Genomic DNA, 18,894 nt, shown 5'->3' with positions numbered 1-18,894 from the left:
CCTTGCCGGCATCGAGGCGGGGGCGGACATGATACTCAGCCTGAATGCAGAGAACCTTCCCCAGGTGGGAAGGAGGGTGGCAGAAGAGGGCATACCAGCAGTGGTCATACCAGGGCCTGGACCCATCAGCATAGAGGAGAACCTGGAGAGGGCCAGGAGCTATTCCATTCAGGCCATCGCCGATCCGGTTCTCGATCCTCCCCTGATGGGCCTGACCTGCTCGATTGAAAGATACATCCGCCTGCGCAGGGACCATCCCGATATACCCCTGTTCTTCGGGGCGGGCAATGTCACTGAGCTCATGGATGGAGACGGGCCAGGGGCCAATCTGCTGCTGAGCGCCCTGGCAGCAGAGGTGGAGGCCTCACTGCTCTTTACCCCCGAGCACAGCGCCAAGGCGGCAGGGTCCGTTCATGATCTGGCTGTGGCCTCGAGGATGATGCTCCTGGCCAAAGAGCGCCAGACCCCTCCCAAAGACCTGGGCCTGGACCTCCTGATCCTCAAGGAGAAGAGGAGGATTCAGGAAATTGCCCCCTCCCAGGAGGTGGTGGAGGCGGGAACGGAGCACCCCTTCCAGGCCGACCCTGCCGGGAGCTTCAGGATCTTTCTCTCTGAGGGGAGGATCATGGCCGACAACGGCAGGATCACCATAGCCGGAGAGAGGGGGCGCGATGTGCTCAACAGCCTCATAGAGCAGGGATTGGTGGGAAGGCTGGACCATGCCGGCTACCTGGGCCGGGAGCTGGAGCGGGCGGAGATCGCCTTGGCCCTAGGGCGGAGCTATATACAGGACGAGCCCCTCTGGCAGAGAAAGGTTAAATAATAATTATTACCGAGTGATGATGATGAATCAGAAGGCCTTTGCTATCCTCATTGGCACTCTCATGGTGCTCTCTGGAGTCGCCTACTATCTGCCCTTAGGCACCGATGAGAAGCAGATTGTTGTGCCGAAAAGCGTCGATCCCGCTGAGACCTTTGGGGTCAGGGGGACCCTGGTGGAGTGGAGCTTCGAGGGGCTGAGAGATGTCCTGGAGATGGCGCCACAGAGCACAGATATAGCATACTGGATCGACCTCAATGCATCGAAGAGCCTGACCGATGCGGCCATGATTGCCCTACCTCAATCCATCGGCCTGCTCTATGGAGGTCAGCTCTATTCCACCAGAATCGAGAGGCTGGGTGTGGCCCGTTTCAACAACACCTGGTCTGAGTTCCACTGGATCCAGCCCTATCCCATGGGCTATGACGGCCTGGTCATACCCTATAAGGGCTATATGCTGATCCCCAGGGGCACGGATCTCGTTTTGGCCATGGGAAGGCCTGCTCTGTGCGGACCGCAGGAGGGGATCGAGCAGACCATCGATGTCATATCCGGTGGCCAGCCGGCAGAGAGCTTCACCCTGGTAGATGAGAGCGGGGGAGATCTGCAGCTTGCCGCCCTGGGCAGTGGCGGGGCGATCATGCCCCTGGCCGGCGGGTATAAGGAGTTCAACCTCAATGTCGCCCAGTCAGGCAATAGCTCTGCCTTTGATCTGGTTTGCCGCTGCATCCAGCCCACAGCTGATACAAGTCAGAGGATGAAGGATCTGGCCCTGAAGAACGATCTGCAGTATTCGATCAAGGGATCAGAGGGAGAATTATCCGGGGTTGTATCGGAGGAGGATATTCAAGGGGTGCTGATGGAGCTGCTCGGACCCTAGCGCAACCTTTTTACATATGGAACTGATGGCAGATCTAGTCTTGAGGTATGATCCAAAAGGCGCTTTTGCGATGAATGATGATGGGCAGTGCTAGGCCCGGAAGGAGAATTAATTATGGCAAGACCAATATATGTAAGATTTGATGTTCCAGTTGATCTGGCTACCAAATCACTTGAGGCCCTGGAGCTGGCTCGCGATACCGGCAGGATAAAGAAGGGAACGAATGAGGCCACCAAGGCCATTGAGAGGGGAGTGGCCCGCCTGGTTATCGTGGGCGAGGATGTCCAGCCCCCAGAGATCGTAGCCCATATCCCTGCGTTATGCGAAGAGAAGAAGACCCCCTATATCTATGTCAAGAAGCAAAGCGAGCTTGGCGCTGCCGCCGGCCTGGGTGTGAAGAGCGCAGCCGCGGCGATTGTGGAGCCGGGCAAGGGAAAAGAGCTGCTGGATGAGATCGTCCAGAAGGTCGGATCTCTGAAATAGGTGATCTCCAATGGATGACGATAGCGGAATACCGGCTGAGGTCATCGAGGTGATAGGCGTTACCGGCATGCATGGGGAAGCAATGCAGATCAAGTGCCGTATCCTCGAGGGCAATAACAAAGGCCGGATCATCACCAGAAACAGCATGGGACCGATAAGAATCGGCGACGTCCTGATGCTGCTGGAGACAGCAAGAGAGGCCAAGAAGCTTACCAGCAGGTGAAGGAGATGGAAGAGAGAAGGTGCAGCTTCTGCAATAGGATCATTGAGCCGGGCACAGGCAAGCTCTATGCCAGAAGGGATGGAACGGTATTCTATTTCTGCTCCTCCAAGTGCGAGAACAATGTCGCCCTTGGCCGGGTGACCAGAAGGGTGAAGTGGGCCCGTAAGGGGGCATAAGCTTGGCAGATATAGAGAGAACGTTCATCATGGTCAAGCCCGATGGCGTGCAGAGAGGCCTGGTGGGCAAGATCCTGCAGCGAATCGAGGAGAAGGGATTCAAGATCGTGGCCATGAAGCTGGCGCAAATGCCCGAGGAGAAGGCCAAAGAGCATTATGCTGAGCACGTGGACAAGAGGTTCTATCAGGATCTGGTGGATTTCATCACCTCTGGGCCCTCTGTATCCCTGGTGGTGGAGGGGAAGGGCGCTATTGCCGCCATGAGGAAGATGAACGGCGCCACAAATCCCGCCGATGCCGTCCCTGGAACCATTCGCGGTGACTGGGGCATTGAGACCGGGCGGAATGTGGTGCATGGCTCAGACTCTCCAGCATCAGCCTCTCGCGAGATCGCCCTTCACTTCGATCCCTCAGAGCTGGTCGAATATGAGCGAATAGATGAAGAATGGCTCTACGAGTAGCCCCGGGCAGAAGAGATCTGCCGGGCTCTCATGGGAGCCTTTAAATTCTCAAAAAATAAACTCCTTTTTTAGGGCTAATTCTCAGAGAAGCGATCTTTCATGCAGCAAAAATCCAAAAAGGCCGCCAAGACAAAGGGCAAGGAATCAAACCTCAGGACACCAATAGTAGTGGTGATGGGGCATGTGGACCATGGCAAGACCACTCTCCTCGATAGGATCCGGGGGACAGCAGTGGCCAAGGGCGAGGCCGGCCTGATAACCCAGCACATCGGAGCCACAGAGGTTCCCTTGGATGTGGTGCAGGATTTCTGCGGATCGCACTTCGGAAAGGAGATCCAGATTCCGGGATTGCTGTTCATCGACACCCCTGGCCATCATGCATTCACCTCCATGCGCAGCCGGGGGGGCTCACTGGCCGATCTGGCAGTGCTGATCGTGGATATAAACGAGGGCTTCCAGCCCCAGACCATCGAGTCCCTGAAGATCCTCAAGCGCTTCAAGACCCCATTTGTGGTGGCTGCTAATAAGATGGACCGCATTGGCGGATGGCACAGTGCCACCAACGCCCCCTTCGCCAAGAGCCTGAAGGCACAGAGCGAGAGGGTCTCTGAGGCCCTCGATACCAGGCTTTATGAGCTGGTGGGGGAGCTTTACAAGTATGGCTTTGACGCTGATCGCTATGATCGCATCACCGATTTTACCCGCACAGTGGGGATTGTGCCCATCAGCGCCTTGACTGGGGAAGGGGTTCCCGATCTCCTCATGATCCTGGTGGGCCTGGCGCAGAGATTCCTGAAGGATAATCTGCAGCTCACCGCCACTGGGCCTGGGATTGGCACCATCCTCGAGGTCAAAGAGGAGAAGGGGCTGGGCACCACCCTGGATGTCATCCTCTATAATGGAGAGTTCTTTGCCGGGGATACAGTGATCGTTGGCACCTCCCGCGAGCCCCTGGTCACCAAGATCAGGGCCCTGCTCAAGCCCAAGCCTCTGGCGGAGATCAGGAGCGAGGAGAGATTCAAGCCGGTCAAGCATGTGACTGCTGCCTCCGGGGTGAAGGTCTCAGCTCCCAAGATGGACAACGCCCTGGCCGGGTCCACCATCCGGGTGGTCTCCAATCCAGATGAGGCGGAGGCGCTATCCCAGGAGCTGAAGTCCGAGCTGGAGGCAGTGAGAATAGACACCGAGAACGAGGGGATAATCCTCAAGTCGGACACCATCGGCTCATTGGAGGCCCTGGTGGGGGAGCTGAAAGCAAGGGATATTCGCATTCATTATGCTGATGTGGGGCACATATCCAGAAGGGATGTGATAAGGGCCGCTGCCATCAACGATCCCCTTCTCTCCGCCATCCTGGGGTTCAATGTGGACATCCTGCCCGATGCCTTGAGCGAGATCCAGAAGACAGATGTACCTGTCTTCTCCAGCGATATCATCTACACCATCATCGAGAGCTATGAGACGCTGGCTGGAGGATCAGAAGATAAAGATGGAGCAAGAGCGTCTGGAAGCAGTCATCCGGCCAGGTGCAGTGCGCCTTCTGCCTGACTGTGTCTTCCGCCAGTCCAAGCCTGCAGTGGTGGGAGTGCAGGTCATCGGTGGAATAATCAGGACCCAGGTCAATCTGATGAGGGAGGATGGCGCCAATGTGGGAACGATCAAAGGGATCCAGGCCCATAATGAGAACCAGGGATCGGCAACTGCCGGCCAGGAGGTGGCCATCTCCATCGATGGGCCCACTGTGGGCCGGCAGATCCATGAGGGCGATATCCTGTATGTGAACATACCGGAAAAGCACGCTCGCATTGTGGAGCTGGAGCTGAAGCCCAAGCTGGCCGAGGATGAGAGAGAGGTGCTGGAGGACTTCCTGGAGATCAAGCGCAAGAAAGACCCCTTCTGGGGAAGGTAGGCTGATCTCACTGGCCATCCCCCTCGATGAGATCATAATTCCATTCCTGGCGGTTGGCCTGGCGGAGATAGGAGACAAGACCCAGCTCTCTGTGATTCTGCTATCCTCCCGGACAAAGGAGTATCCTCAACTCCTGGCTGGTGTGATGCTCGCTTTTCTGATCACAGATGGGATTGCAATCTTTTTCGGCTCCTGGGCTACGGAGATCATACCGATGTATCTGGTTAAGCTGATATCAGGCAGCATCTTCATTCTCTTTGGGATATCGGCCCTCAGGACAGAGCAGAAAGAGGAGGAGGAAGAACGTCAACTCCCATCTGGAAATGCCCTCATATCCGGATTCTCTTTAATCTTTCTCTCGGAGTGGGGGGACAAGACCCAGATCGCCTCCGCCCTCTTTGCCACGGAGTATGACCCAATCCCGGTCCTCATAGGGGTTATGGCAGCACTATTCGCCCTCTCCGCCATGGCCATCTATATGGGACGGATGATCTCAGCGAGGGTGAAAAGAGAAGTGATCTCCCGGGCAGCAGGCATCCTCTTCATGACCATAGGGCTGGCCATCAGCTTATCTCTTCTCCTGCCTTGATCAAGGCAGCGGCTGAAGGGGGGAATGATCTCTCAGATCAGTGGAATCAAGAGGCGGCTGAGGTAGGCCAGATCTCGGCCCGGGGCTAGATTCAGTCCACAATAAAATAGAGCATGGCAATAGGAGGACAATCCGCCTCGCTATTGCATATGAGCATTCCGTTTATAATCTTTCTAAACCTTCTCTACCTTATCGGCCTTGGGGCCCTTCTCGCCCTCAATGACATCGAAGCTGACCTTGTCACCCTCATCGATTGCGACGCCGGGCTTCAAGCCAGTCACATGAACGAAATAATCCTTGCCATCGTCACCAGCTATGAATCCGAAGCTCTTGACGCGATTGAAAAACTTGACTGTTCCAGTTACCATTGTTTATTCCTCAATACGGTTAGTAATTTTGCATGATCTTCAACTACTTATAGTTGCTGGCAGAGAGGCCGCCCGGGGGAGCAGAACAGCCACGTGAAGCCTCATCCACAGGAAAAGGTTTTATAGAAGAGCAAATACTGCTTAACGAGAGACCAGGAGAATCATTTGCTGGAGGATTATTATACATGGCAGGAATGGGTGGAACACCAGTTATCATTTTAAGAGATACCCGCAGAGAGACGGGAACGGAAGCCATCTTGAATAATATCATGGCTGCCCGCGCAGTGGCCAATGCTGTGCGCAGCTCCATGGGCCCCAAGGGCATGGACAAGCTGCTGGTGGACCCCATCGGTGATGTCACCATCACCAATGATGGTGTGACCATCCTCAAGGAGATGGATGTTCAGCATCCTGCTGCTAAGATGCTCATCGAGGCCGCCAAGACGCAGGACAAAGAGGTGGGCGATGGCACCACCACCGTGGCAGTGCTGGCCGGGGAGCTTCTCAAGAGGGCGGAGATGCTCTTGGACCAGAAGGTCCATCCCACAATGATCGTCAAGGGCTACAGAATAGCAGCAGACAAAGCAGTGGAGATAGCAAAATCCATCGCCTCAGATGCCCAGGAGTCCGATCGTCCTCTGCTGGAGAGGGTAGCTAAAACCGCCATGACTGGGAAGCTGGCCGAATCTCCGGACAGCAGGATGGCCAGCTATGCCGTCGATCTGGTCCTCAATGCCATGGAGAATTATGGCGAGAGAAGGGTCTTCGATATGGACCGGGTCAATGTGGAGAAGAAGGTGGGGGAGAGCACTGCTGAATCAGAGATCATCGAGGGAGTGGTGATCGACAAGGAGATAGTTCACCAGAATATGCCCCGCAAGGTCACAGATGCCAGGGTGGCCCTGCTCTCCTGCCCCATAGAGTCCAAGGATACTGAGACCAAGACAGAGGTACAGATCACCTCCTCTGATCAGTTTCAGAAGTTCATGGAGCATGAGAAGAAGAGGATCAAGGAGGCGGCCGATAAGGTGATCGCCAGCGGGGCAAATGTGGTCTTCTGCCAGAAGGGCATCGATGACCTGGCCCAGCATTACCTGGCCCGCGCGGGAGTGCTCGCCCTGAGAAGGGTGATCAAGAAGGATCTGGACAGGCTCGCCCGGGCCACCGGGGCGAGCATCGTCACCAGCCTGGATGAGCTGAAGCCCTCTGACCTGGGCGAGGCCGCACTGGTGGAGGAGAGGAGAGTGGGAAGTGGGATCATGACCTTCGTCACCGGCACCAAGAACCAGACTGCCACCCTCCTCCTCCGGGGAGGAACCCAGCAGGTCTTAGACGGCCTGGAGAGGTCCCTTGATGATGCTCTGCATGCAGTGGCGGATGTGGTGGAGGACGGGAAGGTGGTGGCAGGAGGTGGAGCCCCGGAGATAGAGATAGCATTGCGCCTGCGGGAGTATGCCGCCACACTGAAGGGCAGGGAGCAGCTGGCAGTCACCAAGTTCGCCGAGGCGATGGAGATCGTCCCCAAGGCGCTGGCAGAGAACGCGGGCTTTGATGCCATCGATAAGGTGGCTGAGCTGAAGAGCAGGCACTCCAGCAATAAGAACATTGGACTGGATGGCTATACTGGAGAGGCGGTTGATATGTATGAGCTGGGAGTGGTCGAGCCCCTCAGAGTCAAGGTTCAGGCCATCCTCTCAGCCACAGATGCTGCTTGCCTGATCCTGCGAATCGATGATGTTCTGGCCTCCACCAAAGAGCCCCCTGCCCGGCCCAGCGGCCCGGGAGGCATGCCTCCGGGAATGGGCGGAATGCCCGGGATGGGGATGGGAGGGATGCCCCCCGGGATGTTCTGAATCTCCCTTCATGCCTTTAGGGCCTCTGCGACAAGGCCCAAGCATGCCGATCTCACCACAAGAGGCACAAAGGCAGGGAGGGGAAGATGAAAATGGTATCCCAGCCTCGCCCCCAGGAGAGGGCAGGGAGCCAAATTTTTTATTCAGACTTGCTATATTAATTAAGGTCATTATAAGCCATGATCTTCATCTGAGGCTTGCTATGCCTTCCAGTAGTCCGGTGCATATATTGATAACGCTATCTATATATAACTTCATAATGATAACTGCTTCAGGGGTATTGCAGCAATGGAAGGGTACTGGATCGGGCTGGCCTTCCTGGCTGTAGCAGTTATATCTCTCAGCATCATCCAGCTGGAGGCCGGCCGCAATAAAAGGCTGCTAGCAGGCTACCGCCAGGTCCAGATGGATCTGCAAAGGCTGCAGGGCCAGCTTCGAGAAAAGGAGATCCATCTGGACCAGCTCCAGAGGAGATACGGACAGATGCTCAAGCATAAGAGCCGCAACCTGGATCTGACAGAGGAGCTCAAGAGGGCGAAGAGGTCGGAGGAGTACGAATCGGCAGAGAGGCTGCAGTACCTGGAGAGCTATCTAGCCCGCCAGGGGAACGATCCCTCTGCCCTATTCCTGGGCACCTTCTCCCCCCTTCGCCTCCACTCCATCGAGGACCGGCTCTGCCAGATGCTGGAGGAGGCCAGCTTCGAGGTGGTGGTCGTCTCCCCCTGGATAAAGAGGCAGACCTGGAACCGGATTGCTCCTCCATTGCAGAACTTCTCCCGCCGGGGAGGGAGGCTGGTGGTGTTCATGAGAGGGCGGGAATCGGATTTCAGCTCGGGAATGAGCGATGATATCCAGGATGAAGTCAGAAGGCTGGAGGGAGAGCTGTTCTTCGTCCATCCGCTCCATGCCAAGATCTATATGATCGACAGAAAGGAGGCAATAGTGACCTCTGCCAATCTCTCTCAGGGAGGGATCGATGAGAACTACGAGGCGGGGGTTTGGCTGAATGATCCCCGTGTCCTGAGTGATATCTGCTCCTTTGTGGACGGCCTGTACAGGTGCCGCCAGAGCTGAGAGAAGGAGAGGATCATCTATTCCCGCTGCTACAGACCCCTCAAAGCAAGCTCCTTTGGAGGCTGATCTCATCAATCCAAGATTTCAATCCGAGGAGGTTTATCCTCCTGATGAAGATACATTTCTCCTCCTAGAGGCGGCCATAAGAGAGGCCCGCCCGGAGGATCATGTGCTTGAGGTCGGATGCGGCTCGGGACTTGTTTCCCAGGAGCTGGCCGGCAGGGTGAAGAGCATCACCGCCCTGGACATAAATCCTCATGCCACCAGGGCGGCCAGGGAGAGGGGGGTAGAGGTGGTGAGGGCGGACCTCTTCCGGGGGATAAGAGGGAGATTCGACCTGATCGTATTCAACCCCCCCTACCTTCCCACTGAACCGGAGGAGAGAGGCGATCAATGGATCAACTATGCCCTGGACGGAGGGGCAAGCGGCCGGGAGACCATAGGCCGGTTCCTGCTCGATTTGGCCGATCATCTCCGCCCAGGGGGAAGGGCGCTGCTGCTCATATCCAGCCTGACCGGGCCTGAGGAGGTAGAGGGGATGGCGAGGGACGCTGAGCTCGTCGCTGAGCTGGTGGCCAGCAAGGGATGCTTCTTTGAGAGGCTCATGGTGCTGAGGATCACTGCTGAGGATCACCCGCAGCGATCAGGCCCTCTGAAGACGGTGGCGGAGAGATGTCAGAGATGATCGCCGCCTTATGCTTCAGCCAGACTGCTGGTGGATCCGTCGCCCTGGCCCTCCAGCAGCTCGATCAGCCTCTCCATCACCTCCAAGACGCCCTCTCCCGTCTCAGTGGACATCTCTGCCAGATCGCTGTACCTCTTGATATCGACCTTATTGGCAACCATCAGCATGGGCAGGGTGATCCAGCCGGATAGGTCCTCAGCCAGTCGAAGCTGCGAGTCCAGGGGATAGCCGCAGTGCTCGCTTGGGTCCAGTATGAACAGCACCACCCCCTGCAGATGGCTGAGAGCGGCCACAGCCTGCCTCTCGATCTCATTTCTCTCCCCCATGGGCCGGTCGAGCAACCCAGGGGTGTCCACCACCTGATACCTCTTATCGCCTCTGAGCAGATGGCCCACTACTATCCCCCGGGTGGTAAAGGGATAGCTTGCCACCTCTGGCCTGGCTCCAGTGATGCTGATGATGAAGCTTGATTTGCCCACATTGGGATAGCCGGCGATGAGAATGGTGGGCTTCTCCGGATCGATGCTCGGCATCTTGCGAAGCAGATTCCGGGCCTCATTAAGGAAGAGGAGGTCCCTATCAATCGATCTCATAATGGAGGAGAAGCGCCCGAAGGCCGACCTTCTAAGGGGGGCGCTCTCCGCCCCCCCCGTCCTCTTGATCCTGCCCACATACTCCCTGGTTATCTGCCTTATCTGCATGGAGGCCCAGCGCAGGCGGGATAGGCTGATTCTGATCCTGTCTATGCCCACTGTTATCTCCACCATCTCTCTGTAAAATGGAGGAAGCCTCTCGAAGGAGGGGAACCTGCGGATCAGATTGGAGAGATTGTCTGAGAGGATATTGCCGGCATTCTGGACCATGGACCCATCCTCAGCGGCGCGGGAGGCGCGCCGGAATGACCTGTCCAGTAGCTCCTGCGATGTGGGAATGGTTGGAAGCTGCTCAAACATCAGAGGAGAATTGCCGGCATTAACAGATAAAGCTTCGGTCTGGCTCTTCTGTATTCGCAGAGCTGTGCACCGGAGCGGCGGCTGAGTTCATTTGATAAATGGTTTTCGGAAGGCTTAAATAGTACCTCTTTATCTATATAGATGAGGTGGCCTTTTGAAGAGACTAGGCACCGCGCTTCATGTCGTACAGAATAAATTGATTGTGCAGAGCGAAGAGATCGTTGGAAGAGGGGCCGGCATTCCCAGGGGGAGCTCCTGGGTGGTGGACCAGAAGAGGACCAGGGTCGGAAAGGTTTTCGATATATTCGGCCCCGTCAACCGTCCGTACATAATCGTTCTGCCAAATAAAGGAATGGACGCCGCTGCCCACATCGGAAAGAAGCTCTATATCGATGAGGCGCCGGGGAGAGATCGTAAGTGGAAGAAATAGAAAAGCTGAGAGAGATAGAGAGGGCGGGACCGGAGAAGCTCAAGGAGCGTACCCGGCTCAGACGCGAGAAAGAGAAGGTAGACGAGTTTGAGAAGTTCACAGTCGAGTGCCCGGAGTGCAAGAGCCACACCCTGGTACGGGACTATGAACGGGCAGAACTGGTTTGCTCCGACTGCGGCCTGGTGATCGATGAGAACTTCATAGATCAAGGGCCGGAATGGAGAGCCTTCGACCATGATCAGCGCATGAAGAGGTCGAGGGTTGGAGCACCCATGACATATACCATCCATGATAAAGGGCTCTCCACCATGATAGACTGGAGGAACAGGGACTCATATGGCAAGACGATATCCTCCAAGAACAGGGCTCAGCTCTACCGTTTGAGGAAATGGCAGAGGCGAATCCGGGTCAGCAATGCCACCGAGCGCAACTTGGCCTTTGCCCTGTCTGAGCTGGACAGGATGGCATCAGCCCTTGGCCTGTCCAGAAATGTACGGGAGACGGCGGCGGTCGTATACCGCAAGGCTGTGGACAAGAACCTGATCCGGGGACGGAGCATTGAGGGCGTGGCCGCAGCGGCGCTCTATGCCGCCTGCAGACAGTGCAATGTACCCCGCACCCTGGATGAGATAGCAGAGGTTTCCAGGGTATCGAGAAAAGAGATCGGCAGAACATACCGCTTTGTATCCCGAGAGCTGGCCTTGAAGCTCATGCCCACCAGCCCCATCGACTATATTCCCCGCTTCTGCTCTGGCCTGAATCTGAAGGGCGAGGTGCAGGCAAAGGGAATTGAGATCCTCCGTCAGGCAGCAGAAAAAGAGCTCACCAGCGGGCGCGGGCCCACGGGCGTGGCCGCAGCAGCGATTTACATCGCCTCCATCCTCTGCGGGGACCGGCGCACACAGCGCGAGGTGGCAGATGTGGCGGGAGTCACAGAGGTCACCATCAGGAACCGCTACAAAGAGCTGGCAGAGGAGCTGGACATAGAGATAATCCTTTGAAGGGTTATCTCCCCCATCAGACTTCTGTTCTTGCCTTCAGCTGCCATGACATCAGCATCCACCTTGATCCGGCCACTATCGGGCCTCCGGGCTTGACCGGGAGGGACAAAGTCCCAGGCAATGGAGATCACCCCGGCAATGGAGACCATCCGCCAGGCGGTCGCTCTCTTTGCAGCTTGCCAGAGATATAAGCAGTCAGCCTGTAAGCAGTCAGCCTGTGCATCACTCCTGATTATCACTATTTTTTTTTATTTAAACATATTTGAGCATATTACCTGAAACTGGTAAAAGAGGGATTCAAGTTACGGGTATGGTCTCAAGCTGGCTGGCAACATTCCAGATCAGGGTTCTGGTATGAAGTGGAATATTGGGATCGTTGCTTATCTCATCAAGTATGGAAATAGCAGATGCTGCTTTTATCGCCTCGCTCACACCCTCATCCATGAGAATGCTCTTTACGTTCTCTGCAGAGCGGCGGATATTTCTCGGGACGGCATCATCGCTCATTATACGCTCTAATACCTCAACACATTGCTTAAGGACATTTTCAGCTGTCATATGACCACCACCCATATCTATGGGAAAAAGGTTATGATGTTTATCTGACTTCAACTCAAGGATGATATATCGTTGTATTTAAACGTATGTGGTTGTACAGGTGATGACCGATGGACGAGGATGAGATTCTCAGCAAGATAACCCGGCTCCTTGAGAGGGGATGTACAATGCTGGCCACACATCATGACTGCGGCGCGCCTCTATTTCGCTGTCAAGGAGAGATAGTATGCCCGGTTTGCTCATTTCCAGATAGGCCATCTGCAGGTGAGCTCAGCCCGGAAGCAGGGGAGAAGTCCGATCTTTCGGCCTCAGGGGAGGATATACCAGCCCCCATGCACAGGCCGCCTGCGGCTGAAAAAAGCAGAGGGGGCGGTCCTCTGGAGGCAAAGAGAGCAGAGGCATCCGGGGGGATGGGTTCGCCAGAGAGGGCGGACGGGTCTGTGAGGGCGGCTGCAATTGCTGAAGAGAGAATGGATAAGGAGGTTGCAGAGGCCAAAGATCTGCTGCGCACATCATTGATCGCGCGGCTGAATGAGATCTCCGGGGCAATCGGGTCGGAGGGCGATCTGGATCGGCTCAAGAAGCTGCTGGACTGCGCAGAAGGATTGCTGAGTGTGCTCCGGTTATTGTGAGCGCCCGGGCTCACCCCTTCCTGCGCCCGGAGTGACATCTGTCATAGAGAGCAGCTCCAGGGATTTCGTTTTCCACTGGAAATCAAGGGGTTGATCAATTGGATATAAAGATTTTTAGAATGTGTGGCGTTCTGCAGTTGATTCCGCTTATCCTGGCACTCTCCCTCATCACCGGCTGCATCGATCTGAGTTCCCAGTCCCTTCATAGCTCATCCGCCAGCGTCCCCGATCTGCAGCCGGCAGAGTGGTCGGGCCAGCTGAGAATGGAGATCGATCCCGAGCTGAGGGGTGATCTGTTCAGCCTGCGCGGAGATGCCGCTCTGGCCAGCAATAGCACCCTTCCTTACCTTCTGCTCAATGCCACCCTCCGCAATGCTACCATCAGCAATGCTGCTGCCAGCAATACCACCCTCCGCCAAAAGAGGAGCTCAGTGGTCAGCACTAAGTACCTGCTGCTGAATCTTGAGCCGAACCGGGATTACAGCTTCGAGATCGCCAAGAACATCAGGCTGCTGCCTGGGGAGTACATCTGCACCCTGGAGGCATCGGGTCCCTCTGGCCTCCTCGCCAGCGAGAGCAGGAAATGTAGCCTGGAAGGGGATAGGATGGATTTGATCTCCCCCAAGAATCCTTCAGGGGTTTCGATATCACCCTCTACTGCCCACACCCTCTATTCTGGCCGGCCTTCAAATGAATATGAAGAGATTGAAAGGTCAATCCAAAGGGAGAGCCCATCCAAAGAGGAGAGGTATGAGAGAGAGAAGAGAGAGGATGCGGGGAGCGAGGAGAGGAGCGGAAAGGAGAGAGGGCAGGCAAAGGATGCTCAAGCCTCATCTCCATCCCCCAAGCTTCAGGCCTCCGGGAGTGAAGAGAAGCGAGAGGAGGCGGATGAATCGAAGGCTGAGACGGGGGCCAGGCGAGGAGGAGCTCAATTGGAGAAGGAGCTAAAAGCGGATAGCAAGGCTCCTGACATCGATGATGATGCTGCCGATTATGCCGACTGGCCCGGCAGAGAATATAACCAGCCAGGGACGGTCATCTCTGCAGCCGGTCCGGATATGTCCTCAGAAAGGGCAGAAGAGGAGCCAGTAGGGCAGTTCGTGGGGAGCAAGAGCTCAAAGAAGTACCATCTGCCCGGCTGCCGCTTTGCCCAGAAGATCAAACCGGAGAATAAGATCACCTTCCTGAGCGCTGAGGAGGCAGAGAGCCAGGGCTACCTTCCCTGCAAGAGCTGTCATCCCTGAAGAGGATACGCATATGGAAAGCCCTATCGCTCAGATGGAAAGCCCTATCGCTCAGAGCTGGCCGATGAAGAGACAGGAGAGGCCGGGGGCACGGGGAGGGGATGCAGTGCTCCCTTTCTCGATCCTCTCCTGGGGATAGCCGAGATCGGTGAGAGCGACCACACTCTTTCTCAGCCCCTTCTCCTCCAGGTGCTGGCAGAGGCCCTCCAGATCGGTATGCTCATCGATGAGCAGGAAGACGGATCTGTTCCGGCCAAGCTCTCCGGCTATGGCCTCCGGATCCATTCTCCGGCCGTGGACGGTGATGGGAGTCACATTCAGCTCGCTGATCTTCAGCCGGGCGCAGGCCACCTGCAGACTGGAGATCCCGGGTATCACCCTCCCCGGCAGGTAGCCCAGGCCGGAGAGCATGGGATCCCCGGTGCTCAGGACCACAGCATCCTCAGGCAGAGTGAAGAGGCTCTTGTAGTCCTCTATCTCCATCACCCGGCTGCCGGGGCTTATGTGCTCACAGGCAAGATCTATCGCTCTCCTCGATCCATAGATCAGATTCGCCCGTCGGATGGCCTCTCCGGCCTCCTGGGTCATCATCCCCGGGCCGATTCCCACCCCCACTATGATCATAGGGCCTCCCTCAGGATCCTTCCATCCCTATGGAGCAGGACGATGCGGGTGTGGGGCAGCCTCTCCTTGGCCCTTCTCAATCCCAGTGCGATGTTCTCATGCCCAGGCTCCCTCTCCACCATCTCCGCCACAGTGTTGTAGCCCGTGTTCCTCAGTATCTCCGGCCAGGCCCATTTGAGTATCAGGGCGGGAAGGCCGCATAGGATGCTCTCCTGATCGGGGGCAAACTCCAGCCGGTTCAGCTGGCTTCCCATGAGGACTGCTTCATGATCGGGAAAGAGAATCCGGCTGAACTTGAGCCCGGTCCTGCCCGTGCTGACCACCACCCTCTTCGCCCCTTTCAGCTCCTCTGCCCTCTCCCCGATCAGATGCTCATTCCAGGGCTCCACAAATCCAGTCGAGCCGAGGATGGATATGCCTCCTGTTATCCCCAGTCTGGGGTTGAGGGTCTTGCGGGCGATCTCCTCTCCTCGGGGGACATAGATCTCCACCTGCACATGCTCAATCCCCGCCTCCTCGCAGCCCTCAGATATCGCCAGCATGATCTGCTCCCTGGCGGAGGGGCTTATGGCCGGGCGGCCGATCTGGTCGCACAGGCCGCCTGCTCCTATGTTCCCTATCCCCTCCCCGGCAAAGAGAAGCGTCTCCTCAGACGGTCTTGCCCATGCACATATCTCCAGGCCGGCGGTGACATCGGACTGATGGTCCCCTCCGTCCTTGCGGGCAGTGCAATGGCCATTCTCCGCCCTGACAGGGAGCATGACCGGGATTCCGGCCGGGGTCATCACCACCAGGCTCTCTGTTGGCCGGAGCAGGGATATCACTGCCCCTTTCGCAGCAGCAGAGGCCACAGTCCCCGTGGTCAGGCCTCGCTTCAATAGCTGGCCGCTGGAGAGGATGGTCCATCTGCCCGAGAGGACCTTCTCCAGAGCTCCGGGGTCGGGGGAGGATCTGATCCAGGAGAGGGGTATGCCAAAGCCGCTGACCGGATCGGCTATGATCTCAGGCTCTCTCTCGGGCATAGGCGTTTATGATCTCATTTAGGGCTGCCACAGCGATAGGGGTCCCGCCACGGGTGCCGACTGTGGATATGGAGGGCACAGCTATCTCCCTTAGCCTCTCTTTGCTCTCCAGGGCATTGACAAAGCCCACCGGAACCCCCACCACCAGGTCGGGCTGCGCCCGTCCCGACTCCATGAGTTCGCACAGTGTCATCAGGGCGGAGGGGGCATTTCCTATCACCACTATCGATCCAGAGAGCCTCTCCTGCAGGGCCATCACCCCGGCAGAGGTGCGGGTGGTCCCCAGGGATGCCGCAGCCAGCTCATCTCCCCGATCGATGAAGGCCTCTATGGGGCTGCTGTGCCCTTTCTTCAGCACCCCTGCCTGGACCATCCTGATATCCACGAAGATGGGAGCGCCCCGTTCCAGGGCCCGCAGGCCGGCCTGAAAGGGCTCATGCTGGAATCTCATGATCCCGGCAACGCTCTGGTCGCCGGTGGCGATGACACATCTCTGGACGATCCTGTCCTCGGGGCTCCGGTCTCCTATCAGAGCGGATATCAGCTCCCGGCTCTTTCTGCTTATCTTTATCCCTTCTGGCGTGCTGGCCCCAATATCGGTATAGTTCTCCATCATATCAATCAAATCTAATAGCTGTATTTGGTATCGTATCCTCTCTTGGCGATGATCCTGCCCTCTCTAATCTCTGCCCGGGGGCAGGATATAAGGAGGGTGAACCGGAAGCCCGACGGCCTGATATTTATCATCTCTTCCGCTCTCATTATTATCATCTCCTCCCCCCTCCGGGCCACATCCCGCGCCAGGGCCACCGCCCTCTCCGGCTCCAGATCCTGGAGGAGGGGCAGGAGCTCGTGACCCCTCACATTGTAGACCACCACCCCAAAACCGGCTGCTGCCAGCAGCGATGGTGCTGCCGGATCATCCGGCCGGGAGAGAAGGGCGAAGTCTCCGCAGAGCGGGGCTCCTGCTCTCGCCGCCACAGATGAGAAGGCGCTCACTCCGGGGGAGATGTGAACTGGCAGCCGATCATCTGCCAGCTCCATGATCCGCCAGCCAGCGGAGAAGATGCTCGGGTCGCCGCCGGTGAGGATGCTGGCCCTCTTACCCGAGCGGGCGAGCCTGGCCGCCTCCTGGAAGCGGGCATAGGACCTCTCCGGGCAGGGGCCGGCATGGGCCAGCTTCTCCCCGGGAAAGTCCCCGATGAGCTCCAGGTAGCGCTCTGCTCCCAGGAGCTTCTCAGAGGAGCTGAGGATGGCCTGGGCCTCTGCAGTGAGGCTGTCCCTGCCTCCGGGGCCGGTTCCCACCAGATTGATCAGCGACCGGGGGGCGGCCTCTCCCCGGTGGCAGCCCCTTCCGGGCAGGATGATGACCGTGGTCATATCGATCTCCTCCCGCAGCGATTCGCTCTCCAGCAGGCGGCTGGCAGTGCTCCAGAAGATCCTCTCTCCCTCTCTGCCCACCCCCTTTGCCACCAGAAGATCCCTATCCTGGTAGATATCAAGGGCGCGCAAGAGCTGCCAGTCCCGTCTCTTGCTCTGAGGGTTGTAGAGGGCGACGGGCATCCCATGATCTGCTGCCTGGCGCAATCTCCCCTCGATCCCCTCCCAGGGGGTGAGAAGATCGCTGAGGCTGATCACTGCCACGCACTCCCGGAAGAGCAGGCCGGCCCGGCAGGCAGCGGCGGTGAATGATGTGACCCCCGGGACCACCTCCACCTCTGCCGGATGCTCTGCCATCTCCAGGCCCAGGCCGGCCATGCCATAGACATTGGCATCTCCTGAGCTGACCAGGGCTACAGAGCCTCGATCGAGCAGATCCAAAGCCGCCCGGACCCTGTCCACCTCCCCTCTCATGCCGCTGGAGTAGACCTCCTTTCCCGGCAGGAGATCTTCTATGAGCTTCAGATAGGGCCGGTAGCCGACAACATAATCCGCTCCCTTTATGGCCTCCACTGCAGCCAGGGTGCGGAGAGAGGCCTCCCCCGGCCCGATGCCAACGATCGAGAGCCTGCCTTCTGGATGCATATTCATCTCAATTCTCCCCGATGGCGATGGTCACCCTGCCGTAGGCCCTCTTAGGGAGGATGAGCCTCTCCGCCAGGGCGAGGACGGCGGGCTCAGCCACCCCCGCCAGCCCCAGATCCTCCGCCCGGGAGGGGGTGGTCGGCTTTTGGGAGTTGAGCTCCTCCCGGGAGAGAAAGATGATCTCCCTATCCAGAGCCCCCGCTGCCCTCAGCAGGCCCTCTTCCTCCCTTTTGATCCAGGCGCTGGCCAGAAATGCTATCTCCTCCCTTCTCCTGCCGCACTCCTCCAGGGCCCGGTCCACCGCCTCCAGAACCTCATCCGGGGATATGCCCTTTCTTGCTCCCACCCCCAAGACCAGCCCTTTGCCCTTGAGCACTGCTACATCCTCATCCACCAGCAGGATCCTGGGGCCCTTCAGCCTCAATACCGGCACATCCTCCCTCAGGAAGGCGAGGTTGATCGCCTTGGAGGAGCTCCTGTTCAGCACAGAGGCATTCAGCCGCCGGGCCACGCTCTCCAGGCAGGGCCGGCCGGAGGCGTCAGTGGCAGTGGTTATAGCCGGATATAGGCCAAGCCCCTCCGCCAGGTGGAGGGCCAGATCGTTGGCCCCATGGTGGCCCCCCACCACCGGCACAGCACATCTCAGGGCGGAGTCGACTGCCACCACTGGCCGGTCCCGCCATTTGTCCTGCAGGTGGCGGCAGAGGCTTCTGGTCACAATCCCCACTGCCATGATCGCCACCAATAGATCGTACCTCTCCAAGAGCCTCTTCATCCTCCCCTCCTCGTAGAGGATTATAGTAGACTGATATCGATCGCTCAGGGCCTGAGCGATCCTCTCCCCCTTATCCCTGTCCCGGGGGAAGAGCAGTATAGCCAGGGAC

23 protein-coding genes and 1 pseudogene are annotated in these 18,894 nt (G+C 57.6%); 15 read left to right on the top strand and 9 right to left on the bottom strand.

Annotated elements, in window-relative coordinates; genetic code table 11:
* Positions 1 to 28 precede the first annotated feature (28 nt).
* The 8 genes and pseudogenes from IPI63_RS05960 to IPI63_RS05920 all read left to right on the top strand — a co-directional run bounded on the left by IPI63_RS05960 (position 29) and on the right by IPI63_RS05920 (position 5,541).
* Entirely contained in the window at positions 29 to 823 is a 795-nt protein-coding gene (locus IPI63_RS05960) for a DUF4346 domain-containing protein (RefSeq protein ID WP_292477267.1), read from the top strand.
* A 16-nt stretch (positions 824 to 839) separates the two neighbouring features.
* A complete protein-coding gene (locus IPI63_RS05955) occupies positions 840 to 1,700 on the top strand; it encodes a hypothetical protein (RefSeq protein ID WP_292477266.1) in 861 nt (286 codons plus the stop codon).
* A 114-nt stretch (positions 1,701 to 1,814) separates the two neighbouring features.
* Positions 1,815 to 2,183 carry a 50S ribosomal protein L7Ae gene (rpl7ae, locus tag IPI63_RS05950; protein WP_214066282.1) on the top strand — a complete coding sequence of 123 codons (369 nt, stop codon included), beginning with the start codon at positions 1,815 to 1,817 and terminating at the stop codon, positions 2,181 to 2,183.
* 10 nt (positions 2,184 to 2,193) lie between these two features.
* Positions 2,194 to 2,406 (top strand): 30S ribosomal protein S28e, encoded by a 213-nt coding sequence (locus IPI63_RS05945; protein ID WP_214066283.1) that lies wholly within the window; start codon positions 2,194 to 2,196, stop codon positions 2,404 to 2,406.
* Between the two features lie 5 nt (positions 2,407 to 2,411).
* On the top strand, positions 2,412 to 2,582 hold the full coding sequence (locus tag IPI63_RS05940) for a 50S ribosomal protein L24e (RefSeq protein ID WP_214066284.1): 171 nt from the start codon (positions 2,412 to 2,414) through the stop codon (positions 2,580 to 2,582).
* Between the two features lie 11 nt (positions 2,583 to 2,593).
* Positions 2,594 to 3,043, top strand: a complete 450-nt coding sequence (gene ndk, locus IPI63_RS05935) for a nucleoside-diphosphate kinase (protein WP_214066286.1) — start codon at positions 2,594 to 2,596, stop codon at positions 3,041 to 3,043.
* Positions 3,044 to 3,142: 99 nt separating this feature from the next.
* A pseudogene (gene infB / locus IPI63_RS05930) lies at positions 3,143 to 4,952 on the top strand (translation initiation factor IF-2).
* Complete coding sequence (locus tag IPI63_RS05920; RefSeq protein WP_292477257.1) at positions 4,885 to 5,541, top strand: TMEM165/GDT1 family protein; 657 nt, start codon at positions 4,885 to 4,887, stop codon at positions 5,539 to 5,541. The pseudogene infB and the gene IPI63_RS05920 overlap by 68 nt, the downstream one beginning before the upstream one ends.
* Before the next feature lie 173 nt (positions 5,542 to 5,714).
* Here IPI63_RS05920 and IPI63_RS05915 read toward each other — a convergent pair whose 3' ends face one another.
* The gene (locus tag IPI63_RS05915) at positions 5,715 to 5,909 is read right to left on the bottom strand and encodes a cold-shock protein (protein WP_214066499.1); all 195 of its coding nucleotides are present in this window, start codon (positions 5,907 to 5,909) and stop codon (positions 5,715 to 5,717) included.
* 185 nt (positions 5,910 to 6,094) lie between these two features.
* Here IPI63_RS05915 and thsA point away from each other — a divergent pair, with 185 nt between their 5' ends.
* The 3 genes from thsA (at position 6,095) to IPI63_RS05900 (ending at position 9,521) form a co-directional block, all read left to right on the top strand.
* Entirely contained in the window at positions 6,095 to 7,762 is a 1,668-nt protein-coding gene (gene thsA / locus IPI63_RS05910; protein WP_292477255.1) for a thermosome subunit alpha, read from the top strand.
* Positions 7,763 to 8,050: 288 nt separating this feature from the next.
* Positions 8,051 to 8,836: a phospholipase D-like domain-containing protein gene (locus tag IPI63_RS05905; RefSeq protein WP_214066501.1), complete on the top strand. Its 786-nt coding sequence runs from the start codon at positions 8,051 to 8,053 to the stop codon at positions 8,834 to 8,836.
* Complete coding sequence (locus IPI63_RS05900) at positions 8,802 to 9,521, top strand: HemK2/MTQ2 family protein methyltransferase (protein WP_292477253.1); 720 nt, start codon at positions 8,802 to 8,804, stop codon at positions 9,519 to 9,521. Before IPI63_RS05905 ends, IPI63_RS05900 begins: the two co-directional genes overlap by 35 nt.
* A gap of 8 nt (positions 9,522 to 9,529) precedes the next feature.
* Here the strand turns inward: IPI63_RS05900 and IPI63_RS05895 are convergent, their stop codons facing one another.
* The gene (locus IPI63_RS05895) at positions 9,530 to 10,474 is read right to left on the bottom strand and encodes an NOG1 family protein (RefSeq protein WP_292477251.1); all 945 of its coding nucleotides are present in this window, start codon (positions 10,472 to 10,474) and stop codon (positions 9,530 to 9,532) included.
* A gap of 154 nt (positions 10,475 to 10,628) precedes the next feature.
* On the opposite strand from IPI63_RS05895, the gene IPI63_RS05890 reads away from it, so the two are divergent.
* Both IPI63_RS05890 and IPI63_RS05885 read left to right on the top strand, forming a co-directional pair.
* Positions 10,629 to 10,904 carry an H/ACA ribonucleoprotein complex subunit GAR1 gene (locus IPI63_RS05890; protein ID WP_214066503.1) on the top strand — a complete coding sequence of 92 codons (276 nt, stop codon included), beginning with the start codon at positions 10,629 to 10,631 and terminating at the stop codon, positions 10,902 to 10,904.
* The gene (locus IPI63_RS05885) at positions 10,892 to 11,905 is read left to right on the top strand and encodes a transcription initiation factor IIB (RefSeq protein WP_214079994.1); all 1,014 of its coding nucleotides are present in this window, start codon (positions 10,892 to 10,894) and stop codon (positions 11,903 to 11,905) included. Before IPI63_RS05890 ends, IPI63_RS05885 begins: the two co-directional genes overlap by 13 nt.
* On the opposite strand, the gene IPI63_RS05880 is transcribed toward IPI63_RS05885, so the two are convergent.
* Both IPI63_RS05880 and IPI63_RS05875 read right to left on the bottom strand, forming a co-directional pair.
* Positions 11,860 to 12,144 (bottom strand): hypothetical protein, encoded by a 285-nt coding sequence (locus IPI63_RS05880; RefSeq protein WP_292477249.1) that lies wholly within the window; start codon positions 12,142 to 12,144, stop codon positions 11,860 to 11,862. The two genes, IPI63_RS05885 and IPI63_RS05880, sit on opposite strands and share 46 nt — an antisense overlap.
* A 58-nt stretch (positions 12,145 to 12,202) precedes the next feature.
* Positions 12,203 to 12,463, bottom strand: coding sequence for a UPF0147 family protein (locus IPI63_RS05875; protein ID WP_214066462.1), 261 nt, complete (start codon positions 12,461 to 12,463; stop codon positions 12,203 to 12,205).
* 110 nt (positions 12,464 to 12,573) lie between these two features.
* On the opposite strand from IPI63_RS05875, the gene IPI63_RS05870 reads away from it, so the two are divergent.
* Both IPI63_RS05870 and IPI63_RS05865 read left to right on the top strand, forming a co-directional pair.
* Positions 12,574 to 13,095 (top strand): Sjogren's syndrome/scleroderma autoantigen 1 family protein, encoded by a 522-nt coding sequence (locus tag IPI63_RS05870; RefSeq protein ID WP_292477247.1) that lies wholly within the window; start codon positions 12,574 to 12,576, stop codon positions 13,093 to 13,095.
* Between the two features lie 119 nt (positions 13,096 to 13,214).
* Positions 13,215 to 14,339 (top strand): Ada metal-binding domain-containing protein, encoded by a 1,125-nt coding sequence (locus IPI63_RS05865; RefSeq protein WP_292477246.1) that lies wholly within the window; start codon positions 13,215 to 13,217, stop codon positions 14,337 to 14,339.
* Positions 14,340 to 14,390: 51 nt separating this feature from the next.
* On the opposite strand, the gene IPI63_RS05860 is transcribed toward IPI63_RS05865, so the two are convergent.
* From IPI63_RS05860 to cbiG, 5 genes are read right to left on the bottom strand one after another with little or no spacing between them, the layout of a single operon-like run.
* Positions 14,391 to 14,963: a cobalt-precorrin-7 (C(5))-methyltransferase gene (locus tag IPI63_RS05860; protein ID WP_292477245.1), complete on the bottom strand. Its 573-nt coding sequence runs from the start codon at positions 14,961 to 14,963 to the stop codon at positions 14,391 to 14,393.
* Positions 14,960 to 15,985: a cobalt-precorrin-5B (C(1))-methyltransferase gene (locus IPI63_RS05855; RefSeq protein ID WP_292477243.1), complete on the bottom strand. Its 1,026-nt coding sequence runs from the start codon at positions 15,983 to 15,985 to the stop codon at positions 14,960 to 14,962. Before IPI63_RS05855 ends, IPI63_RS05860 begins: the two co-directional genes overlap by 4 nt.
* Entirely contained in the window at positions 15,966 to 16,601 is a 636-nt protein-coding gene (locus IPI63_RS05850) for a precorrin-8X methylmutase (protein ID WP_292478204.1), read from the bottom strand. Before IPI63_RS05850 ends, IPI63_RS05855 begins: the two co-directional genes overlap by 20 nt.
* A gap of 11 nt (positions 16,602 to 16,612) precedes the next feature.
* Positions 16,613 to 18,016, bottom strand: coding sequence for an SAM-dependent methyltransferase (locus IPI63_RS05845; RefSeq protein WP_292477242.1), 1,404 nt, complete (start codon positions 18,014 to 18,016; stop codon positions 16,613 to 16,615).
* Position 18,017: 1 nt separating this feature from the next.
* On the bottom strand, positions 18,018 to 18,881 hold the full coding sequence (gene cbiG, locus IPI63_RS05840; RefSeq protein WP_214065576.1) for a cobalt-precorrin 5A hydrolase: 864 nt from the start codon (positions 18,879 to 18,881) through the stop codon (positions 18,018 to 18,020).
* Positions 18,882 to 18,894: the final 13 nt, after the last annotated feature.

This window comes from Methanothrix sp. (assembly GCF_016706325.1).
Taxonomy (GTDB): domain Archaea; phylum Halobacteriota; class Methanosarcinia; order Methanotrichales; family Methanotrichaceae; genus Methanothrix.
The sequence above is the reverse complement of the archived record's forward strand: the minus strand, read 5'-3'. Positions and strand labels throughout refer to the sequence as shown.

Bases quoted from the DNA above. Each gene is read 5' to 3' on its own strand.
- IPI63_RS05960 (WP_292477267.1), top strand. From the start codon at position 29: ATGATACTCAGCCTGAATGCAGAGAACCTTCCCCAGGTGGGAAGGAGG.
- IPI63_RS05955 (WP_292477266.1), top strand. From the start codon at position 840: ATGATGATGAATCAGAAGGCCTTTGCTATCCTCATTGGCACTCTCATG.
- rpl7ae (WP_214066282.1), top strand. From the start codon at position 1,815: ATGGCAAGACCAATATATGTAAGATTTGATGTTCCAGTTGATCTGGCT.
- IPI63_RS05945 (WP_214066283.1), top strand. From the start codon at position 2,194: ATGGATGACGATAGCGGAATACCGGCTGAGGTCATCGAGGTGATAGGC.
- IPI63_RS05940 (WP_214066284.1), top strand. From the start codon at position 2,412: ATGGAAGAGAGAAGGTGCAGCTTCTGCAATAGGATCATTGAGCCGGGC.
- IPI63_RS05920 (WP_292477257.1), top strand. From the start codon at position 4,885: ATGAGAGAGAGGTGCTGGAGGACTTCCTGGAGATCAAGCGCAAGAAAG.
- IPI63_RS05915 (WP_214066499.1), bottom strand. From the start codon at position 5,909: ATGGTAACTGGAACAGTCAAGTTTTTCAATCGCGTCAAGAGCTTCGGA.
- thsA (WP_292477255.1), top strand. From the start codon at position 6,095: ATGGCAGGAATGGGTGGAACACCAGTTATCATTTTAAGAGATACCCGC.
- IPI63_RS05905 (WP_214066501.1), top strand. From the start codon at position 8,051: ATGGAAGGGTACTGGATCGGGCTGGCCTTCCTGGCTGTAGCAGTTATA.
- IPI63_RS05895 (WP_292477251.1), bottom strand. From the start codon at position 10,474: ATGTTTGAGCAGCTTCCAACCATTCCCACATCGCAGGAGCTACTGGAC.
- IPI63_RS05875 (WP_214066462.1), bottom strand. From the start codon at position 12,463: ATGACAGCTGAAAATGTCCTTAAGCAATGTGTTGAGGTATTAGAGCGT.
- IPI63_RS05870 (WP_292477247.1), top strand. From the start codon at position 12,574: ATGGACGAGGATGAGATTCTCAGCAAGATAACCCGGCTCCTTGAGAGG.
- IPI63_RS05865 (WP_292477246.1), top strand. From the start codon at position 13,215: ATGTGTGGCGTTCTGCAGTTGATTCCGCTTATCCTGGCACTCTCCCTC.
- IPI63_RS05860 (WP_292477245.1), bottom strand. From the start codon at position 14,963: ATGATCATAGTGGGGGTGGGAATCGGCCCGGGGATGATGACCCAGGAG.
- IPI63_RS05855 (WP_292477243.1), bottom strand. From the start codon at position 15,985: ATGCCCGAGAGAGAGCCTGAGATCATAGCCGATCCGGTCAGCGGCTTT.
- IPI63_RS05850 (WP_292478204.1), bottom strand. From the start codon at position 16,601: ATGATGGAGAACTATACCGATATTGGGGCCAGCACGCCAGAAGGGATA.
- IPI63_RS05845 (WP_292477242.1), bottom strand. From the start codon at position 18,016: ATGAATATGCATCCAGAAGGCAGGCTCTCGATCGTTGGCATCGGGCCG.